Source organism: Roseivivax halotolerans (assembly GCF_900115815.1).
Lineage (GTDB): Bacteria > Pseudomonadota > Alphaproteobacteria > Rhodobacterales > Rhodobacteraceae > Roseivivax > Roseivivax halotolerans.
Genome location: NZ_FOXV01000003.1, coordinates 283,686 through 309,701 on the forward strand (window position 1 = coordinate 283,686; position 26,016 = coordinate 309,701).

Consider the following 26,016-nt stretch of genomic DNA (forward strand, 5'->3'; position numbering starts at 1 on the left):
CGCAGGTCACACCTTTCCGTGAGGGCCGAGACCGCTATCTGTCCGGTCCATGACGCATTTTTCGCTCGCTCTGCCGCCCCGCATCGCATTTGGCAGGACTTGTTCGGACGCTGCGCCGGACGCTTGTCTCGCATTGGGGCAGCGCGTTCTGATGCTCCGAAGTCCGTCCGTCTCCGCTGCGGGCCGGATCGGCCGTGCGCTGGAGGAAAAAGGCGCGGAGCTGGTCACGGAAGACCATCGCGGCGAGCCGACGATCGACGCGCTCCGCGCCGCGCTCGACCGCTGGCGGACGGCCCCGCCTGACGTGATCCTTGCGATTGGCGGCGGATCGGTGATCGACATGGGAAAGGCGCTGGCGGCTTTGCTACCGCAGCCGGGTCCGGCCGAAGATCATCTCGAAATCGTGGGGGCCGGGCGTCCGCTCGACACGCCGCCACTGCCTGTGATCGCCGTGCCCACCACGGCGGGCACGGGGGCCGAGGCGACAAAGAACGCGGTGATCGGCGTGCCGGAGGCGGGGCGAAAAGTGTCCTTGCGCGATCCGGGGATGATCCCGGCCCGCGCTTTCGTCGATCCCGCCCTGACCGATGAAAGCCCGCGCAACGTTACGCTAGCGTCGGGGCTCGATGCGATCACGCAAGTGATCGAGCCGTATCTCTCCGCGCGGGCGAACCTCGTGACGGATGCGCTCTGCCGCGACGCGATCAGCCGCGGAATCGATGCACTGCACTGGCTGATGGCCGAAGAGACCGCCGAGGCGCGGGACACGATGGCCTATGTCAGCCTGATTGGCGGTATCGCCCTGGCCAATGCGGGCCTTGGTGCCGTTCACGGGCTTGCGGGCGTGGTCGGCGGTCAGACGGGGCTCGCGCACGGTGCGATTTGCGGACGGCTCCTCGTGCCAGTCCTCAGGGCCAACGAGGAAGCGCTGGCGGTGGACCGTGACACCGCGCGGATCGATTTCGTCGCGCGCATCCTTGCGGACCAGTTCGGGGTGCCGAAGATGGGGGCATTCGACGCCTTCCAGGACTGGATTGACGACCAGGGCCTGCCCTATATTCCGCGGCCCGAAAACAGTGAGACAGTGTTGGGCAGCTGGGCCGAGGCGGCGGCGGACGCCTCCTCGATGAAAGCCAACCCGGTCCCGTTGCCGCGCGAAAGGCTTGCCGCGATCCTGTCCGAAGCCAGCGCCTGATCCGCAATATCCCGCGAAGGGCGGCGCATCACGTCAATCGGTTGCTCCTGCCGGCGGTTCCGATCTCCGCACGCCTATCCTGTCACCGTTGGAGCGCGGCCGGCTGAGCCGACCTCCTCGGCCACGTCCGTCAGCCGTTCGGCCAGCGGGTTCGAGGCGCGCCAGATCATGCCGACGCTGCGCTTCGGACGCGGATCGGCGAAACGCGCGACCGACACGCGGGCCGAGCGCGTCTCGACCGGCACGGCCATCTCGGGAATGAGCGTCACGCCGATCCCCGCGCCGACCATCTGAACGAGCGTCGCGAGCGAGGATCCCTCGAGCCCTTCGCGCGGCAGGTTCGACGTCATCTTGCAGAACGATAGTGCCTGGTCGCGAAAGCAGTGCCCCTCTTCGAGGAGGAGAAGCCGCATCCGCGCCAGCGCCTCGCCGTCGGGCACCGGCAGGTCGGCATCGGCTTCGGGCCGGATCAGCACGAAATCCTCGTCGAAAAGCGCAGTCTCCGACAGGCCCGGCTCCGAGACCGGCAGCGCCACGATGGCCGCATCGAGCCGTCCATCACGCAGCTCCTCGATAAGGCGTTGTGTGACGGTCTCGCGAATATGGATGTCGACCTCGGGAAACCGCTCGCCGAGCCGCGCGATGACCCTCGGCAGAAGATACGGCGCGATCGTCGGAATGACCCCGAGGCGAAGGCGCCCCGAAAGGCCCTCCCCGGCTGCGCGCGCCATATCGGAGAGCTCGTCCACCGCGCGCAGCACCTCGCGGGCACGGGCGGTGAACTCCTCTCCGAACGCGGTCAGCCGCGCAGCGCGCGCACCGCGCTCCACCAGTTTGAGGCCAAGCGATGCCTCAAGCTCGCGGATCTGCACTGACAAAGCAGGCTGGGAGATCGACGACGCCTCTGCCGCGCGGCCGAAATGTCCGTGGCGCGCAAGCGCGTCGAGATAACGAAGCTGTCTCAGGCTGAATTCGCTCATAAGAAAAAGTTATCAAAACCATTCCCAAAAGCAAATTTTCTTCATAGCTGGAGGATGCTAAACACGGGCACAGATCACTGCGCCGGGGGAATCGTTCCGGCTGCACGACAACCCGAGAGGAGAGACAAGATGATGGACGGCAACGATCTTGGCGGCTGCCCGGTCATTCACGGCACCGCCACGCAATCGCGCTTCGGCGGTCGCGGCAACCGGGACTGGTGGCCCAATCAGCTGAACCTGAAGATCCTGCATCAGAACCAGCCTGCCGGTAACCCGATGGGCGGCGATTTCGATTATGCAGAGGCGTTCAAGGCCCTCGATCTCGATGCGGTCAAGACGGATATCGCGCATGTCCTGAAGGACAGCAAAGACTGGTGGCCCGCCGATTACGGCCACTACGGCCCCTTCATGATCCGCATGGCCTGGCATTCCGCCGGCACCTATCGCACCGGCGATGGTCGCGGCGGCTCGGGCTCGGGGAGCCAGCGTTTCGCACCGCTCAACTCCTGGCCCGACAACGGCAACCTCGACAAGGCCCGCCGCCTGCTCTGGCCCGTGAAGCAGAAATACGGCCGGTCGCTCAGCTGGGCAGACCTCTTCATCCTGACGGGCAATGTCGCTCTCGAGGATATGGGCTTCAAGACCTTCGGTTTCGCCGGTGGCCGCGAGGACATCTGGGAGCCCGAGGAAGACATCTATTGGGGCTCCGAAGAAAAGTGGCTCGCCACCTCCGATGAGCCGAACAGCCGCTACGCCGAGGGCCGCGCGCTCGAAAACCCGCTGGCGGCGGTGCAGATGGGCCTCATCTACGTCAACCCCGAGGGCCCGGACGGCAACCCCGACCCGCTGGCCTCGGCGCAGGATATCCGCGAGACCTTCGCGCGCATGGCGATGAACGACGAGGAAACCGTCGCGCTCACCGCGGGCGGCCACACCTTCGGCAAGACCCACGGTGCGGGTGACGCGGCGAATGTGGGCGTCGAGCCAGAGGGCGGCGACATCACGGCGATGGGCTTCGGCTGGCTCTCGACCTTCGAGAGCGGCAAGGGCAAGCACGCGATCACCTCGGGTCTCGAAGGTCCGTGGACGCCGACGCCGACGCAGTGGGACATGTCCTATTTCGACATGCTCTTCGGCTACGAGTGGGAGCTGACCAAGTCCCCGGCCGGCGCGCATCAGTGGACGCCGAAGAACATCAAGGACGAGGACAAGGCCCCGCAGGTCGACGGCTCGGACGAGAAGGTCGTGCCGATGATGTCCACCGCCGACATGGCGATGAAGATGGACCCGGCTTACGAGAAGATCTCGCGACGCTTCCATGCCAACCCGGACGAGTTCGCCGATGCCTTCGCCCGCGCTTGGTTCAAGCTGACCCACCGCGACATGGGTCCGAAGGTCCGTTACCTCGGTAAGGAAGTCCCCGCCGAAGACCTCATCTGGCAGGATCCGATCCCCGAGCGCGATCACGAGCTGGTCGATGCGAAGGATATCGACGCGCTGAAAGCCTCGATCCTCGAAAGCGGCCTGTCCGTGCGTGAGCTGGCCTATACCGCCTGGTCCTCGGCGGCGACCTATCGCGGATCGGACAAGCGCGGCGGCGCCAATGGCGCGCGCATCCGTCTGGCGCCGCAGAAGAGCTGGGAGGTCAACGAGCCCGAGCAGCTCTCCAAGGTGCTCGAGGTTCTCGAAGGTCTGCAAAAGGCGTTCAATGACGGTCAGAGCGGTAACAAGCGGATCTCGCTCGCCGACATGATCGTTCTCGGCGGCAACGCGGCCGTTGAAGAAGCCGCGCGCAAGGCCGGTCACAAGGTCGAGGTGCCTTTCACTCCGGGCCGGATGGATGCCACCGAAGAGCAGACCGACGTCGACAGCTTCGACGTGCTCGAGCCCGGCGCGGACGGCTTCCGCAACTACCTCAAGACCGGCTACACCGTGCCGACCGAGGAGCTCTTGATCGACCGCGCGCATCTTCTGACGCTGACCGCGCCCGAGATGACGGTGCTGGTCGGCGGGATGCGCGCGATGGGTCTCAACCAGGGCGAGCGCAAGCACGGCGTGTTCACCGACCGTCCCGGCGCGCTGACCAATGACTTCTTCCTCAATATCCTGTCGATGGATACCGAGTGGAAGCCGGTCGACGAGAACGGGCAGGAATTCGAAGGTGTGGACCGTGCCAGCGGCGAGAAGAAGTGGGATGCGACCCGCGTCGATCTGGTCTTCGGCTCGAATTCGCAGCTTCGCGCGATCTCCGAGGTCTATGCCGAGAACGGTCACGAAGAGAAGTTCGTCGCCGATTTCGTGAAGGCCTGGGTCAAGGTGATGGATGCGGATCGCTTCGACGTGAAGTGAGCCCAGCTCCCTCTGCAAATGAAACGCGCGCCCCGAGGGGCGCGCGTTTTTCGTTCTGAGGCCCCTGCCCTGTCCCTTGAAACCTCAGGGCATCAGAACGGTATCAATGACGTGGATCACGCCGTTCGTTGCCATGATGTCGGCTGTGGTGACGCGGGCATTGTCCACATGCACGCCGTTGCGGCCGTCGATATGCACGTCCGAGCCCTGAACCGTCGTCACCGACATGCGCTGACCGGCAAGCTGGTCGGAGGTCACCGCACCCGGCACCACGTGATAGGTCAGGATCGAGGTGAGCTGGTCCTTGTTCTCGGGGAGCAGAAGGCTTTCAACCGTGCCTGCAGGCAGCTTGGCGAAGGCCGCGTTGGTCGGCGCGAAGACGGTGAAAGGCCCGTCGCTCTTGAGCGTGTCGACAAGCCCGGCGGCCTCCACAGCGGCCACGAGTGTCGAAAAGTCGTCGTTTGCCGCAGCGATATCGACGATGTCGTCTCCGTCATCCATCGCCGGAGCGCAGGCGGCGGCCAAGGCTGCGACGCTGAGCGCGGCGAAGGTCTTGATGGCAAAACGTCGTTTCATGGGACGTCCTTCCTCGGTTTTTTCCAATCTGGGTGCTGCGCCGTCTCGCCCGGCGCTGGTTAGGTTTACGCGACGTCGCCCATGCCGGATCAGTTTTGCCTGTATCGCCACCCGGGCACGGGTTCAAAGCGGCGGACCTGTGGTCTAGGCTCAAGGCCTCAACGCCCGTCGAAAGGCCTCGCATGACGCTTTCCCTCGCCCATATCCTCTCGGCCCGGCGCACCTTGCGGGGCGTCGCCGATGCGACCCCCTTCGTGCCCTCGCCGTTCATGACGAAGGCTGCCGGGCAGGACTTCCTGCTCAAGCTCGAGAACATGCAGCCGATCGGGGCCTTCAAACTGCGCGGCGCGATGAACGCGGTGATGGCCTTGCCAGAGGGCACGGCGGGCGTGACCTGCTGCTCCACCGGCAATCACGGGCGGGGCGTTGCCTATGCGGCCGGCCTGCGCGGCATTCGCGCGGTGATCTGCATGTCCGAGCTGGTACCGCAGGCGAAGGTCGACGGCATCCGGGCGCTCGGCGCTGAGGTGCGGATCAAGGGGCGCAGCCAGGACGAGGCGCTGGCCGAGAGCCTCAGGCTCGTCAAGGAAGACGGGCTGGTGGAGATCTCGCCCTTCGACGATCCGCATGTCATCGCGGGACAGGGAACGATCGGCCTCGAGATGCTGGAGGCGCGGCCCGATCTTCACACGATCCTCGTGCCTCTTTCGGGCGGCGGGCTGGCCGCGGGCGTCGCGCTTGCCGCCAAGTCGATCAATCCGGACATCCGCGTCATCGGCGTCTCGATGGATCGCGGCGCGGCGATGCACCTCTCCATCGCGGCGGGGCATCCCGTCGAGGTGGAGGAAGTCGCGAGCCTCGCCGACAGCCTCGGCGGCGGGATCGGGATGCAGAACCGGCTCTCCTTCCCACTCTGCCGCGACCTTCTGGACGACACCGTCCTGGTGACAGAGGACGAGATCTATCACGCCATGCAGGTTCTTTTCTACGAAGACCGGATCGTCGCCGAGGGAGCCTGTGTGGTCGGCCTTGCGGCAAAGCTGGCGGGCAAAGTGCCCGCAGCCGAGGGGCCCGTCGGCACGATCATCACCGGGCGGAACCTCGACATGACCATGTTCCATGACATCATGGCCGGGCGCGATGTGCAGCTCGGCGACGTGACCGTGAAAGGCAAACCCTATGGCGCATGACGTTCGTGTGGTCACGGAGGCCGAACTGCGCGCAGTCGTCGCGCTCGATCTGGAGACGGTCGACGTGATCGAGGCGGCCTTTGCGGCGCTTGCCTCGGGCCGCGTGGTGATGCCGCCGATCCTGTCGATGGAGCTGGCGGAAGCCAATGGCGAGGTCGACGTGAAGACCGCCTATATTCCGGGATTCGACGGCTTCGCGATCAAGGTCTCGCCGGGCTTTTTCGACAATCCCTTGCTTGGCCTGCCGAGCCTCAACGGCTTGATGATCCTCTTTTCCGCCAAGACAGGCCTCGTGGAGACTGTCTTCCTCGACAACGGCTACCTGACCGACATCCGCACCGCCGCCGCGGGCGCGGTCGCCGCGCGGCACCTCGCGCGTTCAGAGATCGAAACCGCGGGCGTGATCGGAACAGGCGTGCAGGCGCGGCTTCAGATGAAGGCGGCGCATCTCGTCCGACCGTTCTCGAGGCTCTTGGTGCATGGCCGCGACGCCGCGAAAGCGCGCGCCTGCGCCGAGGAACTGGCCGCAGAGCTTGGCATCGAAGCAGACGCGGTGGATGCGGAGACCTGTGTGCGGGAAAGCCAGCTCGTGGTGACGACCACGCCCGCGCGCGACCCTGTGGTTCACGCCGACTGGCTGCATCCGGGACTGCACATCACCGCGATGGGCTCGGACCAGGCCGGCAAGAACGAGATCGCGCCCGAAGCGCTCGCCGCAGCCGATCTTTACGTCTGCGACAGGGTCAGCCAATGCGAGGTTTCGGGCGAGCTTGAAGCAGCGCACGCGGCGGGGCTTCTGATGGACAGAACGCCCCCAGAGCTTGGAGAGATCGTGGCCGGCACCCATCCCGGCCGCACCGATGCCACACAGGTCACGATCTGCGATCTGACGGGCACTGGCGCGCAGGACACGGCGATCGCGAGCCATGTCTCCACCCGGCTTTCCGGGGCCGGAACGCTCGTGCGCGCCTAGCGCGCGGCGAGGACCGCGCCGATCCGCTCTATCGCCTTGGAAATGTTCGCCTCTGAATTGGCGTAGGAAATTCGTAGGAACCCCTCGCCATTTGCGCCGAACGACGTGCCCGCGACGGTCGCGACGCCCGCTTCCTCGAGAAACAGCGTCTGCGCGTCCATCGAGGTCAGGCCCGTCCCACGAATATCGGCAAAAGCGTAGAACGCCCCGCCCGGATCGGCGCAGGAGACCCCCGGCAGAGCGTTCAGCGCCTCCACCGTCACGATGCGGCGGCGATCGAAGGCGGCGACCATCTCGGCCACGGCGTCCTGCGGGCCGGTCAGCGCCGCGAGCCCTGCATATTGTGCCGAGGCGTTCACGCAGGAATGGTCGTTGATGCAAAGCCGCGTGACGTGATCGACCGCCGCTTCCGGCCAGACCGCGTAGCCGAGCCGCCAGCCCGTCATCGCGTAGGTCTTGGACCACCCGTCGAGCAGGATCAGCCGGTCGCGGATCTCGGGATAGCGCAGGAGCGAGACATGCTCGCGCCCGCCATAGAGCATCTGCGAGTAGATCTCGTCCGACAGGATCGCGACGTGCGGATGCTTGGCGAGGCCCGCGACGAGCGCATCGATCTCGGCTTTCGGCATCACCCCGCCGGTGGGATTGCCGGGCGAGTTCACCACGATCAGGCGCGTTCGATCCGTGATCCGGGACAGGATCGCCTCGGCCTCGGGCGCGTGTCCCAACGTTTCGGACAAGGGATAGGGCACGGCTGTCGCGCCGGAATAAGCGATGGCGGAGCCGTAGATGGGAAAGCCGGGATCGGGGTAGAGAATCTCCGCCCCCGGCTCGCCGAACATCAGCATGGCGAAGAACATCGTGGGCTTGCCGCCCGGCACCGCGACCACGTGGCCCGGATCGACCTCGGCCCCGTGGCGGCGGGCAAGGTCCGCGGCCACGGCTTCGCGCAGCGCCGGAATACCGTTCGCCGGTGTGTAGCCGTGATGGCCATCCCTCAGCGCCGCAATTCCGGCCTCGACGATATGGGGCGGTGTCGGAAAATCCGGCTGGCCGATACCGAGATTGACGATGTCGTGTCCCTCGGCGGCAAGCGCGTTGGCCCGCGCGAGGACTGTAAAGGCGGATTCCGTGCCCAGCCGCGAGAGCGAGGCGGCAAACCTGAGTTGAGACATTCCCGCATCCTCCCGATTGCGAAGATCATGGCTATCGCCGGGCGCAGGCGGGGGCAAGGGCGCGGTGTTCGGGAGGTTCAGACCGCAGCAGAGGCTACCGTCCGTTGCCTGAAAGCGACATATAATGTCGCATCCGGGCGATTCATCCCTTTACCGTCGTGTCGTGACAGATAGCTTAAGCTTCATCGCGTGTGGTGCCAAAGGTGCCCACGCCACCAAAAATGACAAAGCACAGATAGGGAAGATCATGAAGACACTCGCTTACAGCGCGGCAGCCATTGCGCTTTTCGCCGCCGCACCGGCATTGGCGCAGGAAGATTGCGGCGAAGTCTCCATCACGGAGATGAATTGGGCATCGGCCTCGATCGTGACCAATGTCGCGAACTTCATCCTGACGCAGGGCTATGGATGTGACGTCAGCGTGGTGCCGTCCGACACCGTGCCTGCGATCACCTCGCTCGTGGAGAACGGCGAGCCCGACATCGTGACCGAGCTCTGGACCAATTCCACCGGTGACGCCTATGCCCGCCTTGTCGAAGAGGGCCGCGTACAGGAAATCGGCACGATCCTCGATCCCGGCGGCATCGAAGGCTGGTGGGTGCCTGCCTATCTCGTCGAAGAGCATCCCGAACTCGCCGATGTCGAAGGTGTGCTTGCCAATCCCGACCTTGTCGGCGGGCGCTTCCACAACTGCCCCGAAGGCTGGGGCTGCCGAATCTCGAACGACAACCTGACCGAAGCCTTCGGCGTCGCGGAAGCGGGCATCGAGATCTTCAACCACGGCTCGGGCGAGACGCTCGCAACCTCGCTGGCCTCCGCCTACGAGGCCGAGGAGCCCTGGTTCGGCTATTACTGGTCCCCGACCGCGCTTCTGGGCTCCTACGACATGGTCAGCGTCGATATGGGCCCCTACAACGAAGAGGAATTCCGCAAGGCGACCCAGCCCGATTCCGAGAATGTGGGACGGTCCTCCTTCCCCGCATCGCCTGTGAAAACAGCCGTGGTCGCGGATTTTGCAGAGGCGCATCCGGCAATCGCTGATTTCCTGTCGAAGATGACCTACCCGACCTCGACCATGAGCGAGATCGTCGCCTGGATGGATGAGAACTCCGCCTCCGCCGAGGAGGGCGCGGTCTATTTCCTGACGAATTACCAGGACGTCTGGGGCGCCTGGCTCGACGAAGGGGCGACACAGCGCCTTCAATCCGTCCTGAACCAGCAGGGCTGAATTCAAGAGCGGCCTCTCGGGGCCGCTCTTCGCTTCTTGGCCGACCGCATGGCCGGTTCCCAAGCACAGGGAGAAACATCATGAAACTTCAACTGACCGCTGGCGCCGTCACCGCGCTTCTCGCAGCACCTGCCTTCGCGCAAGAGAGCTGCGGCGATGTCTCGATCACCGAAATGAACTGGGCCTCGGCCTCCGTCGTGACCAATGTCGCGAACTTCATCCTGACCCAGGGCTACGGATGCACTGTCAGCGTCGTGCCGTCGGACACCGTGCCCGCGATCACCTCGCTCGTGGAGAACGGCGAGCCCGACATCGTGACCGAGCTCTGGACCAACTCGACGGGCGAAGCCTATACGCGCCTTGTTGAGGAAGGCCGCGTGCAGGAATTGGGCGACATCCTCGATCCCGGCGGAATCGAAGGCTGGTGGGTGCCCTCCTACCTGGTCGAGGAGCATCCCGAGCTGGCCACGATCGAAGGCGTGCTGGAGAACCCCGAGCTTGTTGGCGGGCGTTTTCACAACTGTCCCGAAGGCTGGGGGTGCCGGATCACCAACGACAACCTTCTTCCCGCCTTCGGCGTCGAGGAAGCCGGTTTCGAGATCTTCAACCACGGCTCCGGCGAGACGCTCGCAACGTCGATGGCCTCCGCCTTCGAGGCAGAAGAGCCCTGGTTTGGCTATTACTGGGCCCCGACCTCACTTCTGGGCTCTTACGACATGGTCAGCGTCGACATGGGCGAGTTCAACGCCGAAGAGCATGCCAAGGCCACGCAGCAGGACGCCGAGGATGTGGGACGCACGTCCTACCCCGCGGCGCCGGTGAAAACCGCCGTCGTGTCGGACTTCGCCGAGAGCAATCCCGAAGTGACCGACTTTCTGTCGAACATGACCTTCCCGACCGCCACCATGAGCGAGATCGTTGCCTGGATGGACGAGAACTCGGCCTCGGCAGAGGAAGGCGCGGTATTCTTCCTCACCAACTACCAGAATGTCTGGACGGACTGGCTGAGCGACAGCGCGACCGAGAACCTGCAATCGGTTCTGGCCCGCCAGTAAGGCCGTCAGGGGCGGTCCTAAATGGATCGCCCTGCCTTCGCTTCGCAGGTTCGAGGCCGCCCCGACACCCCGCGGGAAGCTAGGACTCGCAATCATGGCCCGACCGTGTCTATAATTGACTGGTCAATCAAAAGCCCCGCTCAAGAGGGTGCATGATCCACAACCGTAAACAGGGATAAATCCGAATGAACCGCACCATCACCTTGGCGGCCTCTGCCGCCGCAACGCTTTTCGCAGCCCCCGCCCTCGCGCAGGAGGAATGCGGCGAGATTTCCATCACCGAAATGAACTGGGCGTCGGCCTCGGTCGTCACGCAAGTCGCGAACTTCATCCTGACGCAAGGCTATGGCTGCGACGTATCGGTCATCCCCTCCTCGACCAACCCGGCGCTGACCTCCGTCGCCGAGACCGGCGAGCCTGATGTTCTGACCGAGCTCTGGACCAATTCCGCACCCGCCTATGCGCGGCTTCGCGACGAAGGCAAGCTCGTCAAGCTCGCGGACGTCCTCTCCGATGGCGGTGTCGAGGGCTGGTGGGTTCCGAACTACCTCGTGGAAGAGAACCCCGAACTCGCCACGATCGAGGGCGTGCTGGCGAACCCGGAGCTTCTGGGCGGACGTCTGCACCAGTGCCCTGATGGCTGGGCCTGCAAATCCGTCAATGCGAGCCTCGCCGAGGCGGCGGGCCTTGAGGAGGCCGGTTTCGAGATCTTCGTGCATGGCTCGGGCGAGACACTCGCGACGTCCATCGCCTCGGCCTATGAGAGCCAAGACCCCTGGCTCGGCTATTACTGGTCGCCGACCTCGGTACTGGGCCAGTATCCGATGACGATGGTCGACATGGGGGGCACCGATATGGAGGCGCATGAGTGCAACGCGCAGGAAGATTGCGCCGATCCGCAGCTGTCGAACTATCCCTCCTCCGAGGTGCTGACCGCCGTCACCGCCGATTTCGTGGAGCGCGAGCCGGCCGCCTCCGAGTTCCTGTCCAAGATGAGCTTCACCAACGCGCAGATGAACGAGGTTCTGGCCTGGATGGAAGAGAACGCGGCCTCCTCCGAGGAAGGCGCGGTTTACTTCCTGACGAGCTTCCAGGACAACTGGACCGGCTGGCTGAGCGACGGCGCACGCGAGAACCTGCAATCGGTCCTCGCCTCGCAATAAGGCAAAGCGGCGGGCGTGTCTCAGGGCACGCCTGCCCCGCCCCGTGCCGGAGCCTTGCATTGCGTCCGGCGATCGGGGTCAAATGAAAGGAAGTGGCGGGCCGCGACGTTGCGCCTGCCGATCTTGCGATCACGCGATGGGTCCGGTCACAAGGGCCCGACAAAGAAAAGACAGGGGAAAGGATCGCCATGGCGACCTATGATTGGATATTCGACGGTCTCGGACTTCGGGGCTGGTGTGACGGGGACGGCTCCGGGAGCGGAGCCCCGATGTCGATGTCGGACCTGATGAACCAGGCTTCGGGAGAACAGCCGGACGTCTCGGTCTGGGAGACGCCCTTTCCCTCGATGGACGCGCTCAACGATGCCTGCGATGCCTTTCCGCAGTCGCGCGAGGTGACCAAGGGACTCGAGCGGGGCTTTCTCGACGTCAAGGACGCGCTCTCGACGGTGCTCGACCCGATCACTCAGCCCCTGAGCTGGGCGCTCGAATACGCGCTCTGGGCGTTCCAGGGTGTGCCGTGGTGGATCATGATCCCTCTCCTGGCGCTTCTCATCAAGGTCGTCAGCCGCTCTTGGGGCCTCGCGGCCTTCGTCGCGGGCTCCTTCGCGGCGCTCGCCTTCATCGATTACTACGATTACACGATGCAGACGCTGGCGGTGATCTTCGTCTGCGCGCTGATCTGCGTCGCCCTCGGCGTGCCCATCGGAATCGCCATGTCGCGATCCGACAAGCTCCAGCAAGCGATGATCCCGGTCTTGGACATGCTGCAGACGCTGCCGCCCTTCGTGTACCTGATCCCGCTGATCTTCCTCTTCTCGGTGACCGAACCCAAGCTCTACGGCATCGCGATCATTCTCTATGCCATCGTGCCGGTGATCCGCCTGACCAATCTCGGTATCCGGCTCGTCGACAAGGAGGTGATCGAGGCCGCGGACGCCTTCGGCATGACCAAGCGCCAGAAACTTTACGGCGTGCAGATCCCGCTCGCGCTGCCGAACATCATGGCCGGCGTGAACCAGACCATCATGATGAGCCTCGCGATGGTGGTGATCGCCTCGCTCGTCTCGGCCCCGGGCCTCGGCGTTCTTGTCCTCCGCGGCATTCGCAATCTCGAGCTTGGCGTCGGGCTGATCTCGGGTCTCGGCATCGTGCTGCTCGCGGTCATCCTCGACCGCTCCACCAAGGCGGCGCTGGCGCGCGTCAACGCCGCGCAGAAGCATTAAGGAGGGCGCGACATGGCCGATCCCAAGATTTCCATCCGCAATCTCTACAAGATCTTCGGCAGCGACCCGCAGATGGCGCTGAAGCACGCGAAGGAAGGCATGCACAAGACCGAGCTGTTGGAGCAGCACCGGCATGTCCTCGGTCTGCGCGACATCAACGTCGATATGCAGGCGGGCGAGATCACCGTCATCATGGGCCTTTCGGGCTCGGGCAAGTCGACGCTGATCCGGCATCTCAACCGGCTGATCGACCCCACGGACGGCGAGGTTTGGGTCGAGGATTCGAACATCATGACCTATTCGGATGCGCGGCTTCGAGAGATGCGGCGCAAGAAGATGTCGATGGTGTTCCAAAAATTCGCGCTTCTGCCGCACCGCACGGTGCTCGAGAACGCGGCAACCCCGATGATCGTCGACGGGGCCAAGCGCGCCGACTGGGAAAAGGAGGCGACCCGCTGGCTCGACCGCGTCGGGCTCGAGGGACAGGGGCCGCAATATCCCCACCAGCTTTCGGGCGGTATGCAGCAGCGCGTGGGCATCGCGCGGGCGCTGACCTCGAACTCGGACATCATGCTGATGGACGAAGCCTTCTCGGCGCTCGATCCGCTCATCCGCACCGACATGCAGGATCTCTTGATCGAGCTGCAGCGCGAATTGCAGAAGACCGTGGTCTTCATCACCCACGATCTCGACGAGGCGCTGAAGCTCGCCGATCACCTGGTGATCCTCAAGGATGGCGAGGTCGTCCAGCAGGGCGAGCCGCAGCATATCCTGATGAACCCCAACGATCCCTACATCGTGGACTTCATCTCCGACATCAACCGCGCCCGCGTTCTGCGCGCCCGGACGGTGATGAAGAAAACCTCGGAGAATCCGGGCGACACCTCCGGCGAAGTGGACGGCAACGACACGCTTGAAAGCGTCATCGCCAAGTCACGCGGCAATGCGGACCTGTCCTACCGCGTCATGCAGGACGGCAAGCAGACCGGCATTTTGACCATGCGCGACGTCGTCACCGCCCTCGTGCCGACCGAGGCGGCCGAGGACGGCATGCGGAAAGCGTCGTAACTCCCTACCCGCGCGCCGGCTCCGGCTCAGGCGCGCGGGAAGTAATCGTGCCGGATCATGTAGTCGAACATCTGCATCATGGAGAGCCCGAGCGGGCGGTATTCGAGCCCGAGCTTCTCGCGGCTTTTGGAATTGTCCGCACGGAACGGCACGTCGACATTCCGCTTGACGTAGCCGCGTTCGAGCCCCGCCTTGGGCGCGATCAGCCAGACGAGCCATTTCGGCGCGGCGCGCGTCGGTATCGGGTAACTCTCGCCGTAGCTCGGCACCAGTTCCTGCGACACCGAGAAGAGATCGGTGTCGTGCCCGCTCGTGATGTGACGCCCCTGAGCGTCCGGCAGGAAACCGGCGGCGATATGCGCCTCGGCCACGTCGCGCACATCGACGACACCGATGCCGAGACGCGGCGCGCCTTGCTTGAATTCGCCGTTCCCGATCCGCGCGACGATGGAGAAGCTCTCGGAACTCGGCGTGCCGCCGATCGCGGGACCGACCACAAGGCTCGGATTGATCGTCACGAGCCGCCACTGGTCCTGATTGTTGGCGATGCGCCATGCCTCGCGCTCCGCGACGGTCTTGGAGTAATTGTAGGGCTGGTAGTCGAGCGAGGCGGTCTCGTTCCAGACATCCTCGGTCAGCCGGCCGCCCGGCGCATCCTGGCATTCGGTGTTGTCGCTGTAGATCGCGGCACAGGAGGATGTGACGACGACCCGACGCACGGTTTCGGTCTTGCTGGCCTCGCTGAGAACGTTGCGCGTGCCGTTCAGCGCCGGGTCGATCAGATCCTTCTGCGGATCGTCGTAATCGGAGGTGAAGGGCGAGGCGGTGTGAAAGACGACGCCGCATCCTGCCATCGCCTCGGCGTAAGAGCCCTCTTCCAGAAGATCGGCCTCGAAATAGCGAATCGTGCCCGGCGCGTCCTCGGCGATTGCGTCGAGATGGCGGGTCTTGGCGGAGTTCCCGGCGTCGCGGATGGGCGCATGGACGGTCGCGCCCGCCTCGAGAAGGCGCTTCACGATCCATCCTGCCACGTAGCCGGTCGCGCCGGTCACGAGAATGGGGGTATCGGCGTCGATCTCGGGTCTCGGCATGGTGTATCCTATGAAAATTGTTTGTCTTTGATGCGGGAAAAGCGCGCAAACCGGCCGCCCGGTTCCCCGTCTGAACGCGCACCTTGCCGTGACCTTGCGTTCCGCGCGCGGGAAGGTGAGCGCGCCGTCATGGCGTTTATGGAACGGAATGTTATCCTTCCGCCAAGTGATGAGGAGGGGTGCATCGCATGAAACTCACCGTGAACGGCACGTCGCACGAGGTGGATGTCGAGGAAGACATGCCGCTTCTGTGGGTTCTGCGGGACGAGCTCGGCTACAAGGGCGTCAAATACGGCTGCGGCATCGCGCAATGCGGGGCCTGCACGGTGCATCTCGATGGCGTCGCGACGCGGTCCTGCCAGATCCCGGCGGGCTCGGCGGAGGGCGCGGAGGTTCTGACCATCGAAGGGCTCGGCCAGCCGGATGCCCTTCACGCGCTTCAGGCCGCCTGGATCGAGCACCAGGTCGCGCAATGCGGTTACTGCCAGTCGGGCCAGATCATGCAGGCCGCCGATCTTCTCTCGCAGGTGGCGGATCCGACGGATCAGGACATCGACGACGCGATGGGCGGCAATCTCTGTCGCTGCGGGACCTATCCACGCATCCGCGCCGCCATTCGCAGCGCCGCGCAGGCGATGAAGGAGGTCTGAGATGAGCCGTATCGGAACCATCGCCCGCCGCACCTTCCTCGTGGGCAGCGTTGCCGTCGTCGGCGGGGCGGCCTTCGGCGTCTATGCCGCGCGAAAGCCCCACCCCAACCCGCTACAGACCGGCGAGGGAGAAGCCGCGATTACGCCGTATGTTCGGATCGATGGCGGCGGGGTCACGCTCATCACGCCGCGCGCCGATAGCGGTCAGGGGGTCTACCACGTGCAGGCCGCGCTCATCGCCGAAGAGCTCGACGTCGATCTGGACGCGATCGCCATCGATCCCGGCCCGCCCGCGCCCGCCTATTGGAACACCGCGCTTGGCGCGGAGGCCGCCGAATTCATGGTGCCCGCGCAAGGGGCGATGCACAACGCGACCGAAGGCGTCGTGACCGCCGCGATGAAGCTGATGGGGCTGCAGATCACCGGCGGCTCGACCTCGGTGCCGGACGGGTTCGACAAGCTGCGCGCCGCAGGCGCCTCCGCCCGGGAGACGCTGAAATCGGCAGCCGCCGCGCGGTCGGGCGTGGATGTGACGCTGCTCGAGACCGAAAGCGGGCACGTGATCCTGCCCGATGGCAGCCGCATCGCCTACCCGGATCTCGCGCCCGAGCTGGCCGAGACCCCCGTCGTGCAGGACGTGCCGCTGCGTGCGCCGGAGGATTGGCGCTATATCGGCAAGCCCATGCAGCGGCTCGATATCGTCGCGAAATCGACCGGTACGCAGACTTACGGGATCGATGTCGAGGTCGAGGGCATGGTCCACGCGACGGTGCTTCTCAATCCCGCCCAAGGCGGCGATCTGGGAGACTGGGACGCGGCCGAGGCGCTGACCATGCGCGGCGTCACCGACATCGTGCCGATCACCGGCGGGCTCGGCATCGTGGCGGACAACACCTGGCGCGCTTTCAAGGCGGCGCGGGCGATTTCCGCCGAATGGGGCGCACCAGACTTTCCGGCGGAGCAAGAGGGCCACTGGGCCGCGCTCGAGGCCGCCTTCACCGAAGAGGCCCGCGACAGCCGCAAGCGCGATGATGGCGATGTCGAGGCCGCGCTGGCTGAAGGCGAGGTCATCGAAGCCGAATACCGCGCGCCTTACCTCGCGCATGCGCCGCTTGAGCCGCTCTCGGCCATCGTGCGCGTGAACGCCGACAGCGCCGAGGTCTGGACCGGCACGCAGATCCCCCGCTTCCTGCAGAACAACGTGGCGCGGATCGCCGGGATCGACGCGGAGAACGTGATTGTTAACGCGCAGATGATGGGGGGCTCATTCGGCCACCGGCTCGAGGACGAGGTGGTGAAGCACGCGGCCGAGATCGCGGTGCAGATGCCCGGCGTGCCGGTCAAGCTTACCTATTCGCGCGAGGAGGACATGATCCACGACTATCCCCGCGCCATCGCGATGGGCCGGATCCGCGGGCGCGTGTCGGAGGGCCGCGTCCAGGCGCTGGACCTGTCGATCGCGCAGCCTTCGGTCATGTCCTCGCAGATGGGACGACAGGGGCTCTCGGCACCGGGGCCGGACAGCCAGATCGTTGCGGGCGCGTTCGAGCAGCCCTTCGCCCTGCCCCATCAGCGCGTGACGGGTTACCGGGCGACGGGACTTGCGCCGGTGTCCTCCTGGCGGTCGGTCGGCGCGTCGTCGAACGGGTTCTTCTACAATTGCGCGCTCGACGAGCTCATCCATGCTGCCGCGGCCGATCCCCTGGAGGAGCGGCTGCGGCTCGTTTCGGATCCGCTGGCGCGCGCGGCGCTCGAGGCCGTGGGCGAGATGTCGGGCTGGTCGGGGCCGACGCCCGAGGCGGGGCTCGGCCGCGGCGTCGCACTCACCCGGTCCTTCGGCGTGCATTGCGCGCAGGTGGTCGAGGTCCGGGATACCGAAGCGGGGCTCCGTATTGCACGGGTCTGGGTGGCCGCGGAAGTTGGCCGCATCGTCGATCCGGTGAACTTCGAGAATCTCGTCCAGGGCGGCGTGATCTGGGGCCTCGGGCACGCGATGAACTCCGAGATCACCTATTCGGGCGGCGTCGCGCAGCCCGACAATTTCCACGACCATGCGGGGATGCGGATCTGGCAGGCCCCCGAGATCGAGGTGCGGGGGCTCGAGAACGGCGATGCGGTCCGGGGCATCGGCGAGCCGCCGGTGCCGCCGGCCGCCCCGGCGCTTGCCGGCGCGATCTTCGCCGCGACCGGCACGCGCCTCCGGGAGATGCCGTTCAACAGATCCGTGACATTCGCCTGACGGGGAACGCCGGGGGCGCTGCCCCCGGACCCCCGGAGTATTTTCGGCCAGATCATGGGCAAGGCGCGCATCGCCCCAGCCCATTGCACCCCGGCGCGTCATGCGGTTGTCTTGTGCCAACAGGCACATCGGCAGACACGGGAGGCGCCGCATGACCCATATTCTCGCCATCGACCAGGGCACGACCTCGAGCCGGGCGATCCTGTTCGACGAGACGCTGAAGATCACGGCCATAGCGCAGGAGGAGTTCGACCAGCATTACCCTGCGAGCGGCTGGGTCGAGCACGAGGCCTCCGACCTTTGGACGACAACCGCCGCGACTTGCCGGGGCGTGATCGAGAAGGCCGAGATCGGCGCGGGCGACATTGCTGCTATCGGGATCACCAACCAGCGAGAAACAACGGTGGTCTGGGATGCAGAGACCGGCCATGCGGTCCACCGCGCCATCGTCTGGCAGGACCGCCGCACCTCCGCGCTCTGCCAGGAATTGAAGGCCGCGGGCCACGAGGAGATGGTCACGGATCGCACGGGACTGCTGCTCGATCCCTATTTCTCGTCGACCAAGCTGAAGGTGATCCTGGATGAGGTCGATCCGGACCGCTCGAAGGCGCGGGCGGGCAAGCTCCTGTTCGGAACAGTCGACACGTTCCTCATCTGGAAGCTCACGGGCGGCAAGGTCCACGCGACGGATGCGACCAATGCCTGCCGGACGATGCTGTATGATACGTTCAAGGGCCGCTGGTCCTCCTCGATCTGCGAGCTTCTCGATATCCCGATGGAGATGCTACCCGAGGTCCGAGACAGCGCCGGCGATTTCGGCGTGACACGGTCGGATCTCTTCGGGCGCGAGATCCCGATCCTCGGCGTGGCGGGGGATCAGCAGGCAGCGACGATCGGTCAGGCCTGTTTCAAGCCCGGCATGCTGAAATCGACCTATGGGACGGGGTGTTTTGCACTGTTGAACACGGGCGATACGCCGGTCCGGTCGGAAAACCGGCTTCTGACGACAGTGGCCTACCAGCTGAACGGCACGCCGACCTATGCGCTCGAAGGATCGATCTTCATCGCGGGCGCCGTGGTTCAATGGCTGCGTGACGGGCTCAAGATCATCCGCGAGGCAAAAGAGACGCAGCCCTTGGCAGAACGCGCGGACGACGCGCAGAACGTCGTGCTCGTTCCCGCGTTCACGGGCCTCGGCGCACCCTACTGGAACGCCGAATGCCGTGGCGCGATCTTCGGCCTCACGCGAAATTCGGGCCCCGAGGAATTCGCGCGTGCCGCGCTCGAGAGCGTTGGCTATCAGACCCGCGATCTTCTCGATGCGATGCGCGCCGACTGGCAGGGCGAGAACGCCGCCGACACCCTGCGCGTCGATGGCGGCATGAGCGCGTCCGACTGGGCGATGCAGTTCCTCGCCGACATCATCGGCGCAAATGTGGACCGCCCGGATGTGCTCGAGACGACGGCGATGGGCGCTGCGTGGCTTGCAGGAATGCAGGCCGGGATCTACCCGGACCAGCAAGGTTTTGCGGATATGTGGCAGCTCGACCGGAAATTCGAACCAGCGATGGATAAGATGCGGCGGGAAGAGAAATACGCCGCCTGGCAACGCGCGGTGGCGGCGGCTCAGGGGTTTTGATCCGGCGCGCAGAATAGCTCGGCGCCTCTCCGCCTCCGGCTCAGCGCGCTCTTGCCGATATGAGGCCGCGCGGTCATGCTTCGGCAAAAGCTTCGAAGCAGGAGGCCGAGCAGAATGACACGACTGACACGACGCGGTTTCACATCCCTCGCCGCGATGGCGGCCCTATCGGCATGCGGCGGCGTGCCGGCCGGCAGCGGATCGGGGCCGGCCCCCGCCCCGGATCCGAGCCTCCGTCCGGTTCCGAATTCGGGCTACGATCAGTGGGTCGCGGCGTTCCGGAGCCGCGCTGCGTCGAGCGGGATTTCGAACACCACGCTCGACACCGCCTTCCGCAGCGCGGGCTTCCTGCCCGGCGTGGTGGAGCGCGATCGCAACCAGACCGAGTTCAAACGAAGCTTCGAGGATTACCTCAACATCGTCGCAGGCGAAGCACGCGTCACCACGGGCCGGGAGAAGTTTCGCCAGTTCGGCGGCATCCTGTCCGAGATCGCGAACCGCTACGGCGTGCCGCCCGAGATCACCTGCGCCATCTGGGGCGTCGAGAGCCGCTTCGGCGCGCGGCGTGGCGATATCTCGGTCATCTCGGCCACCTCCACCCTCGCCTATGACGGCCGGCGGGGCGATTTCTTCGAAGCGCAGCTTCTGGCGGCCCTGCGGATTCTCGAGCGCGGCGATACGAGCGCAGGCCAGCTACAGGGGTCCTGGGCAGGCGCGATGGGGCATACGCAGTTCATTCCCACGACTTACCAGGCCCATGCGGTCGATTTCCGTGGCGACGGGCGGCGCGACATCTGGTCGGAAGATCCGACCGACGCGCTGGCCTCGGCGGCGGCCTACCTTTCGGACAGCGGCTGGCGGCGCGGCGTGCCCTGGGGTCTTGAGGTCAACGCACCAAGCGGTCTGCCAGTCGGGCGCGGCACGCGCCGGTCGGTCTCGAGCTGGGCCTCCTCGGGGGTCACGCCTGCGCGCGGGGGCAGCCTGCCCGCGCTCGGCGACGCAGCGCTTCTGCGGCCCGATGGCAGCACGGGCCCGGCCTTCCTCGTGTCGCGGAATTTCGACGTGATCCTGCGCTACAACAACTCGGAGAATTACGCGCTCGGCGTGGGATACCTCGCCTCGCGGATCGCGGGCGGGCCGCCGCTGTCGGCGTCGTTTGGTCCCGACAGGTACGGTCTGACCGTCGAGGACCGCCGACTTCTGCAGGAGCGGCTGACGGCGCGCGGCTTCGATACAGGCGGCACCGACGGGGTCATCGGTCCCAATACGATCGAGGCGATCGAGGCTTACCAGGCGAGCGCCGGTCTTGCCGTGACAGGAGAGCCGTCGCAGGCCCTCCTCAACACGCTGCGCTAAGCGTCGAGTGGCACCACGCGAAAGCCATCCGCCGTTTCCCTGAGGCGGATGGCGCGACACGGCGCCCTGGCCTTCAGACAGCCGATATGCGGCGCGAGCCCGGCTGCCTCGGCGGGAAGTCGCGTCGCCATGGCAAGCGCGCGGGACAGCGGCACATCGCACTGCCGCACAAGCACGGTGACAGCCCGCGCCATATCGAGGTAGGCACCCGCGAGCGTGCCATCCTCAAGGCGCAGTTCTCCGTCCCGGCGCAGAATTTTCCGGCCATTGAGCGTGAAGTGGTCCAGTGTGGTGCCGGCCACCGCCATCGCATCCGATACGAGAAAGATCTTTGGGGACGCAGCCAGCGCAACGCGCATCACATCGGGCGCGACGTGAACGCCATCCGCGATCAGCCCCGCCCATGCTTGGGACGCGAGCGCTGCGCCGACAAGGCCCGGTGCGCGCGACTGCATCTGGCTCATGGCGTTGAACAAATGCGTGACGCCACGCGCACCAGCAGCAAATGCACGCTGGGCGGTCCCGGCATCGCACGCGCTGTGGCCGAGCGAGACATAGATCCCGGCCTCGGAGAGCCGCGCGATCTGATCGGTCGTCACGGTCTCGGGCGCGACAGTGACCTTGAGGCAGCCGACCCGCGCTTTCGCCTCGATGAGAGCAGCGAGATCCGCTGTCTCTATCGGCCGGATCAACTCGGGCGCATGCGCGCCGTGCTTCGCGGCGGAAAGGTGGGGGCCTTCGAGATGAAGACCCTCGATGCCGGTCATAGTGCGGGTTCGGGCCTCGGCGACAGCGTCGATGGCGGCTGCGGTAATCTCGGGCCTGTCGGTGATGAGCGTGGGCAGCAGCGACCCTGTGCCGAGCGCGATATGGGCATCTGCGATGCGCTGAAGGGTCTCCACGCTCGGATCATCGTTGAAGAGCACACCGCCGCCGCCATTGACCTGCAGATCGACGAATGCCGGGGCGAGGATATCGCCGGAGAGGTCTATCGGATGCCCCTCAGCGCCTTCGATTATATAACAATCTTCGATAGTTATCGCGCCATTCTCATGCAGGACATGACCATCGAAGACCCGGCCGCCGTGATAGGTTACGCGTTCCATGTCGCCCCCGAGATCCAACGCTGTGCGAGAGAGAGCGCTCCGTCGAGAGGCGTGCCCACAGGCTCGATGACGCGATGACGCGCACGCTCCGGTAGCCGCGATGCGAGATTCGGGCCGAGCCCGCCCGTCAGGCATATCGGGGCGTCTTGAGACAAGCCAATTTCCTTTGCCACATCATATAATTGCTCTGCGGAATTGATGAGAATTCCGTCAGCAGCAGGATCATTGGCCGCAGCTTCCGTCACGAGCCGCGCCAGCGCGGCGACCTCTTCGGTCGACGCACCGGCCGCAAAGCGAATAATCGCCGCGCGATCACCGATCCGATCTCGGATCGCGCGGCTCAACCACCCCTCGGCTGCACGGCACTCGAAGAACGCCATCGCGTGCCGGAGCGCCGCGCGTCCGACCTCGTAGGCGGACCCGTCATCGCCAAGGCGCGCGCCCCATCCGCCGGCGAAGCGAAGAGGGCCGTTATCGCGCACGGCGACGAAAGACCCCGTGCCGGAATGAAGGACGCAGCCATTCCCCGGACCGAGCGCACCTTCAACCGCGCAAAACCGGTCTTCTTCGACCTTCACATGCGTCAGCGGCAGCGCCGCTTCAGCCTCACGTGCGAGCGCATCCGAGACGACGCCAGCGAGTCCGCAATAGGTCGGAACGTCTGTCAGCGCGCGTCCGGCCTTGTCTGACAAAAGGTCAAGACCGCCCCACAATACATTGATACCGCGTCTAAAATCGCTCGAAAGATTGCATGGTCCGACCTCAAGCTCGGTGCGCTCACCCGCCTCGAGCAGCGCGAGCCGGCATCTTGTGCCGCCGCCGTCTATACCGATGACCGGCGCATGTTCTGACCGCATCGAAAGCCTCGTGGATCGGATCGCTGATTCGCACGGGCGTTGACACAAAACGCGAACGCACGTAGAACAAAGCGGAACGGGTGAAGGAAATCATCTCATGTTGACCAAGAAACAACTCGATCTTCTCGACTTCATCAACCGCCGCGTGCAGCGCGATGGCGTGCCCCCGAGTTTCGACGAAATGAAAGAGGCGCTCGACCTTCGGTCGAAGTCCGGCATTCACCGCCTGATCACCGCGCTGGAGGAGCGTGGCTTCATCCGGCGGCTGGCCCACCGGGCCCGCGCGATCGAGATCGTGAAGCTGCCCGAGAGCCTTGGCGGTCTCGCCAGCGGCTTCCAGCCAAAGGTGATCGACGGCGACCGCCCCGACAGCAAGCCGCTGGCCGCGCAACCCATCGAAACGGCACATGCGACCGAGCTGCCGCTCATGGGCCGGATCGCCGCCGGTCAGCCCATCGAGGCGATCAACGATGCGCCTCCGGGAATCGCGGTGCCGGGTCAGATGTTGTCTGGGTCGGGCAAGCATTACGCGCTCGAGGTCAAGGGCGACTCGATGATCGAGGCGGGGATCAACGATGGCGACGTCGTGGTGATCCGCGAGACGAGCGATGCACAGAACGGCGATATCGTGGTCGCTCAGGTCGAAGGCTACGAGGCGACGCTGAAGCGCTTCAAGCGCAAGGATGACATGATCATCCTCGAAGCCGCGAACCCCGCCTACGAGCCGCGCGTGCTGCCGAAAGGATCGGTCAGCGTGCAAGGACGGCTGGTCGGGCTGATCCGCACCTATTGACGGGCAGCGTGACCGGACGGGCCATGGGGCTCGATCCGGTCCGCCCATATCCGGCGGCCGGTCTGGTCCGCGACGGTTCGGATCAGGAAGCCCTGCCCGCGGCGGGCCACCGCGACAGCACCGGTAGCGGCGAGTTCCTCGGGGCCGAAGGCCAGGCAAGGCAAGTCCGGGGGTAGCGTGTAGCGGCTGACGACGATCTCTTGGTCGCTGCACCCGCCGAACGCGGCCTCCCCTTTCTTGTCGGCGATGTGGATCACGGCGGTCTCTTGCAGCCAGCGCGCGGCGGCCTGCACCTGATCCGCCGGATCGCCATCGTTCTCGAGCCAGAGGCCTGCCGCGAACCCCGCCCCGCGCTCTCGAGACAGCGCCCGCCCCACTGCCGTCATCTCGCCGACAAGAGCGCCGTTTGCATCGATCAAAAGCCAAGGCCGCTCCGTCTGCCACCACATGAGCCCCGCAAGGGCAGCTGGTCCGAGCGCGACGAGGCGCCCGCGCCCCGCGACAAGCACCGCGATGAGACCGGCCAGAGCGACGAGGGGCAGAACCGCGCCCGACGGCGCGACGACCTTTCCCACCGCGCCCGGCAGCGCGGCCGCCCAGTCCGCGACCCCGAGGATCCAGTCGAGACCGAGGCGCATCACCCAGAGCGGCAAAGCCTCGAGGCCGAACGGCATGAGCGCTAGTGCGATCAAGCCGGCGGGCATGACCAGCGCGCCCATGAGCGGCACGGCAAGAAGGTTGGCCAGCAATCCGTAGTGAGCAACCTGATTGAAATGCGCCATCGCGAAGGGAGCTGTGGCCGCTCCCGCGACGGCGGAGGAGATCACAACCGCCGCCGCGCCGCGCAGCAAAGGCGGCAGGCGCCGCTCCATCCCGGTATCGCGCCAGAGCGCGAACGCCGCGACCAGTGCTGTGGTGGCTGCGAAGGACATCTGGAACCCGGGCGATAGCAGCGCTTCGGGCCGCAGGAGGAGCACCACCAGCCCCGCAAGCGCGACCGAGCGCAGGGACAGCGCGCGCCGGTCCGCAAGAACGGCGAGCAGCATCACCGCGACCATGACGAATGCCCGCTCCGTCGCGACATTCCCGCCCGACAGCGCAAGATATCCCGCCCCCGCCAGAAGCGCGCCCCCGGCGGCGATTTTCTTCACGGGCCAGACCAGCCCCAAACCCGGCAAGAGAACGAGCGCAAGTCGCAGAGCGGCGAAGACGATGCCGGTCACCAGCCCCATATGCAGACCGGAGATCGCCAGAAGATGCGCGAGGTTGGACGCGCGCAGCGCCTCCGTGGTGCCTGCTTCGATCGCGCTTCGGTCGCCTGACAGGAGCGCCGCTGCCACCGCACCCGAGGTCTCGGGCATGGCGGCCCGAACGCGGTTGGAAATCGCGTGGCGCAGGCGAGCGATGCGGAAGCTGCCGGGCTCCGCCGGGGCGAGCGCGAGCGCCGGGCTGCGGGTGTAGCCGACACCGCCAATTCCCAGAAACCAGGCATGCCGACGGAAATCGAATCCGCCCGGCTCGACGGGCCCGTTCGGTGCGGAAAGATGCCCCGTGAGGATAACAAGACTACCGGGCTTTGGATCGATCCAGCGTTGATCGCCGTGAAGGGAGATCCGCACACGGCGCGGCACGGCCTCTCGAGGCATCCAGGGCAAGGCCACGCGGTCGAGCGTAAGACGCATCTTGTCGGAGGCGGAGCGGTCGATCCCGACGACCCGGCCTTCCACCGGACCATAATACCGCCCCTCGATGAGCGGCCCCGCGACGAGATGCGCGCGCGCACCGGCGACCGAGAGGCCGAAGAGCGGCAAGGACATCGCCAGCGCCAGCACGGCGAGGACCGGCGGGACACGCGAGGCGGTGACGAGGCCCAAGGCCCCGAGACAGGCCGCCGCGACCAGAACCGGGATCGGCGGTTCGACACGTAAGGCGAAGTAGAACCCGATCCCTGAGGCGAACGCCACCACAGCCCAAGGAAACAGCGCGCCGGTCTGTCGCCCGAGCCAGGCCTCCAGCCGCGCCTCGATACGGGCCATGCTTGTCCTCTGATCGCTGCACCGTTAAGCCTCCGCTCAAGAATGCGCGCGGATCATTATCGAAGGGTTAA

General features: G+C 65.7%; 21 protein-coding genes. 14 read left to right on the forward strand and 7 right to left on the reverse strand.

From position 1 onward, the window contains the following. Nucleotides 1–49 precede the first annotated feature (49 nt). On the forward strand, nucleotides 50–1,195 hold the full coding sequence (locus BM171_RS06375) for an iron-containing alcohol dehydrogenase (protein WP_093009991.1): 1,146 nt from the start codon (nucleotides 50–52) through the stop codon (nucleotides 1,193–1,195). A gap of 74 nt (nucleotides 1,196–1,269) precedes the next feature. Here the strand turns inward: BM171_RS06375 and BM171_RS06380 are convergent, their stop codons facing one another. Further along, entirely contained in the window at nucleotides 1,270–2,175 is a 906-nt protein-coding gene (locus BM171_RS06380) for a hydrogen peroxide-inducible genes activator (protein WP_093009992.1), read from the reverse strand. Between the two features lie 132 nt (nucleotides 2,176–2,307). On the opposite strand from BM171_RS06380, the gene katG reads away from it, so the two are divergent. Then, on the forward strand, nucleotides 2,308–4,524 hold the full coding sequence (katG, locus tag BM171_RS06385) for a catalase/peroxidase HPI (RefSeq protein ID WP_093010121.1): 2,217 nt from the start codon (nucleotides 2,308–2,310) through the stop codon (nucleotides 4,522–4,524). Nucleotides 4,525–4,608: 84 nt separating this feature from the next. Here the strand turns inward: katG and BM171_RS06390 are convergent, their stop codons facing one another. Then, nucleotides 4,609–5,100, reverse strand: a complete 492-nt coding sequence (locus tag BM171_RS06390) for a fasciclin domain-containing protein (RefSeq protein ID WP_093009993.1) — start codon at nucleotides 5,098–5,100, stop codon at nucleotides 4,609–4,611. A 182-nt stretch (nucleotides 5,101–5,282) separates the two neighbouring features. Here BM171_RS06390 and eutB point away from each other — a divergent pair, with 182 nt between their 5' ends. Further along, nucleotides 5,283–6,290: a hydroxyectoine utilization dehydratase EutB gene (gene eutB / locus BM171_RS06395; protein WP_093009994.1), complete on the forward strand. Its 1,008-nt coding sequence runs from the start codon at nucleotides 5,283–5,285 to the stop codon at nucleotides 6,288–6,290. Then, nucleotides 6,280–7,263: a cyclodeaminase gene (locus tag BM171_RS06400; protein ID WP_093009995.1), complete on the forward strand. Its 984-nt coding sequence runs from the start codon at nucleotides 6,280–6,282 to the stop codon at nucleotides 7,261–7,263. Before eutB ends, BM171_RS06400 begins: the two co-directional genes overlap by 11 nt. Here BM171_RS06400 and BM171_RS06405 read toward each other — a convergent pair. Beyond that, complete coding sequence (locus BM171_RS06405; RefSeq protein WP_093009996.1) at nucleotides 7,260–8,438, reverse strand: pyridoxal phosphate-dependent aminotransferase; 1,179 nt, start codon at nucleotides 8,436–8,438, stop codon at nucleotides 7,260–7,262. The two genes, BM171_RS06400 and BM171_RS06405, sit on opposite strands and share 4 nt — an antisense overlap. A 247-nt stretch (nucleotides 8,439–8,685) precedes the next feature. Here BM171_RS06405 and BM171_RS06410 point away from each other — a divergent pair, with 247 nt between their 5' ends. The 5 genes from BM171_RS06410 to BM171_RS06430 all read left to right on the forward strand — a co-directional run bounded on the left by BM171_RS06410 (nucleotide 8,686) and on the right by BM171_RS06430 (nucleotide 14,178). Next, nucleotides 8,686–9,666 (forward strand): ABC transporter substrate-binding protein, encoded by a 981-nt coding sequence (locus BM171_RS06410; RefSeq protein ID WP_093009997.1) that lies wholly within the window; start codon nucleotides 8,686–8,688, stop codon nucleotides 9,664–9,666. Between the two features lie 80 nt (nucleotides 9,667–9,746). Further along, nucleotides 9,747–10,721, forward strand: a complete 975-nt coding sequence (locus BM171_RS06415) for an ABC transporter substrate-binding protein (protein ID WP_093009998.1) — start codon at nucleotides 9,747–9,749, stop codon at nucleotides 10,719–10,721. 185 nt (nucleotides 10,722–10,906) lie between these two features. Then, nucleotides 10,907–11,884, forward strand: coding sequence for an ABC transporter substrate-binding protein (locus BM171_RS06420; protein WP_093009999.1), 978 nt, complete (start codon nucleotides 10,907–10,909; stop codon nucleotides 11,882–11,884). A 188-nt stretch (nucleotides 11,885–12,072) separates the two neighbouring features. Continuing rightward, complete coding sequence (locus BM171_RS06425) at nucleotides 12,073–13,110, forward strand: ABC transporter permease (protein WP_093010122.1); 1,038 nt, start codon at nucleotides 12,073–12,075, stop codon at nucleotides 13,108–13,110. A 12-nt stretch (nucleotides 13,111–13,122) separates the two neighbouring features. Next, the gene (locus BM171_RS06430) at nucleotides 13,123–14,178 is read left to right on the forward strand and encodes a quaternary amine ABC transporter ATP-binding protein (RefSeq protein WP_093010000.1); all 1,056 of its coding nucleotides are present in this window, start codon (nucleotides 13,123–13,125) and stop codon (nucleotides 14,176–14,178) included. 26 nt (nucleotides 14,179–14,204) lie between these two features. On the opposite strand, the gene BM171_RS06435 is transcribed toward BM171_RS06430, so the two are convergent. Beyond that, entirely contained in the window at nucleotides 14,205–15,269 is a 1,065-nt protein-coding gene (locus tag BM171_RS06435; protein WP_093010001.1) for an NAD-dependent epimerase/dehydratase family protein, read from the reverse strand. 188 nt (nucleotides 15,270–15,457) lie between these two features. Between BM171_RS06435 and BM171_RS06440 the strand changes: the two genes are divergently transcribed. The 4 genes from BM171_RS06440 (at nucleotide 15,458) to BM171_RS06455 (ending at nucleotide 21,153) form a co-directional block, all read left to right on the forward strand. Beyond that, nucleotides 15,458–15,919: a (2Fe-2S)-binding protein gene (locus BM171_RS06440; protein ID WP_093010002.1), complete on the forward strand. Its 462-nt coding sequence runs from the start codon at nucleotides 15,458–15,460 to the stop codon at nucleotides 15,917–15,919. A gap of 1 nt (nucleotide 15,920) precedes the next feature. Then, nucleotides 15,921–18,158, forward strand: a complete 2,238-nt coding sequence (locus BM171_RS06445) for a xanthine dehydrogenase family protein molybdopterin-binding subunit (protein ID WP_093010003.1) — start codon at nucleotides 15,921–15,923, stop codon at nucleotides 18,156–18,158. Nucleotides 18,159–18,309: 151 nt separating this feature from the next. Continuing rightward, nucleotides 18,310–19,797 carry a glycerol kinase GlpK gene (gene glpK / locus BM171_RS06450; RefSeq protein WP_093010004.1) on the forward strand — a complete coding sequence of 496 codons (1,488 nt, stop codon included), beginning with the start codon at nucleotides 18,310–18,312 and terminating at the stop codon, nucleotides 19,795–19,797. A 114-nt stretch (nucleotides 19,798–19,911) separates the two neighbouring features. Then, entirely contained in the window at nucleotides 19,912–21,153 is a 1,242-nt protein-coding gene (locus tag BM171_RS06455; protein ID WP_093010005.1) for a lytic murein transglycosylase, read from the forward strand. On the opposite strand, the gene nagA is transcribed toward BM171_RS06455, so the two are convergent. Beyond that, entirely contained in the window at nucleotides 21,150–22,259 is a 1,110-nt protein-coding gene (gene nagA, locus BM171_RS06460) for an N-acetylglucosamine-6-phosphate deacetylase (protein ID WP_093010123.1), read from the reverse strand. The two genes, BM171_RS06455 and nagA, sit on opposite strands and share 4 nt — an antisense overlap. Continuing rightward, nucleotides 22,247–23,116: a glucosamine kinase nucleotide-binding domain-containing protein gene (locus BM171_RS06465; protein ID WP_093010006.1), complete on the reverse strand. Its 870-nt coding sequence runs from the start codon at nucleotides 23,114–23,116 to the stop codon at nucleotides 22,247–22,249. Before BM171_RS06465 ends, nagA begins: the two co-directional genes overlap by 13 nt. 97 nt (nucleotides 23,117–23,213) lie before the next feature. On the opposite strand from BM171_RS06465, the gene lexA reads away from it, so the two are divergent. Continuing rightward, complete coding sequence (lexA, locus tag BM171_RS06470) at nucleotides 23,214–23,909, forward strand: transcriptional repressor LexA (protein WP_093010007.1); 696 nt, start codon at nucleotides 23,214–23,216, stop codon at nucleotides 23,907–23,909. On the opposite strand, the gene BM171_RS06475 is transcribed toward lexA, so the two are convergent. Further along, entirely contained in the window at nucleotides 23,903–25,945 is a 2,043-nt protein-coding gene (locus BM171_RS06475) for a ComEC/Rec2 family competence protein (RefSeq protein WP_093010008.1), read from the reverse strand. The genes lexA and BM171_RS06475 overlap by 7 nt on opposite strands. Nucleotides 25,946–26,016: the final 71 nt, after the last annotated feature.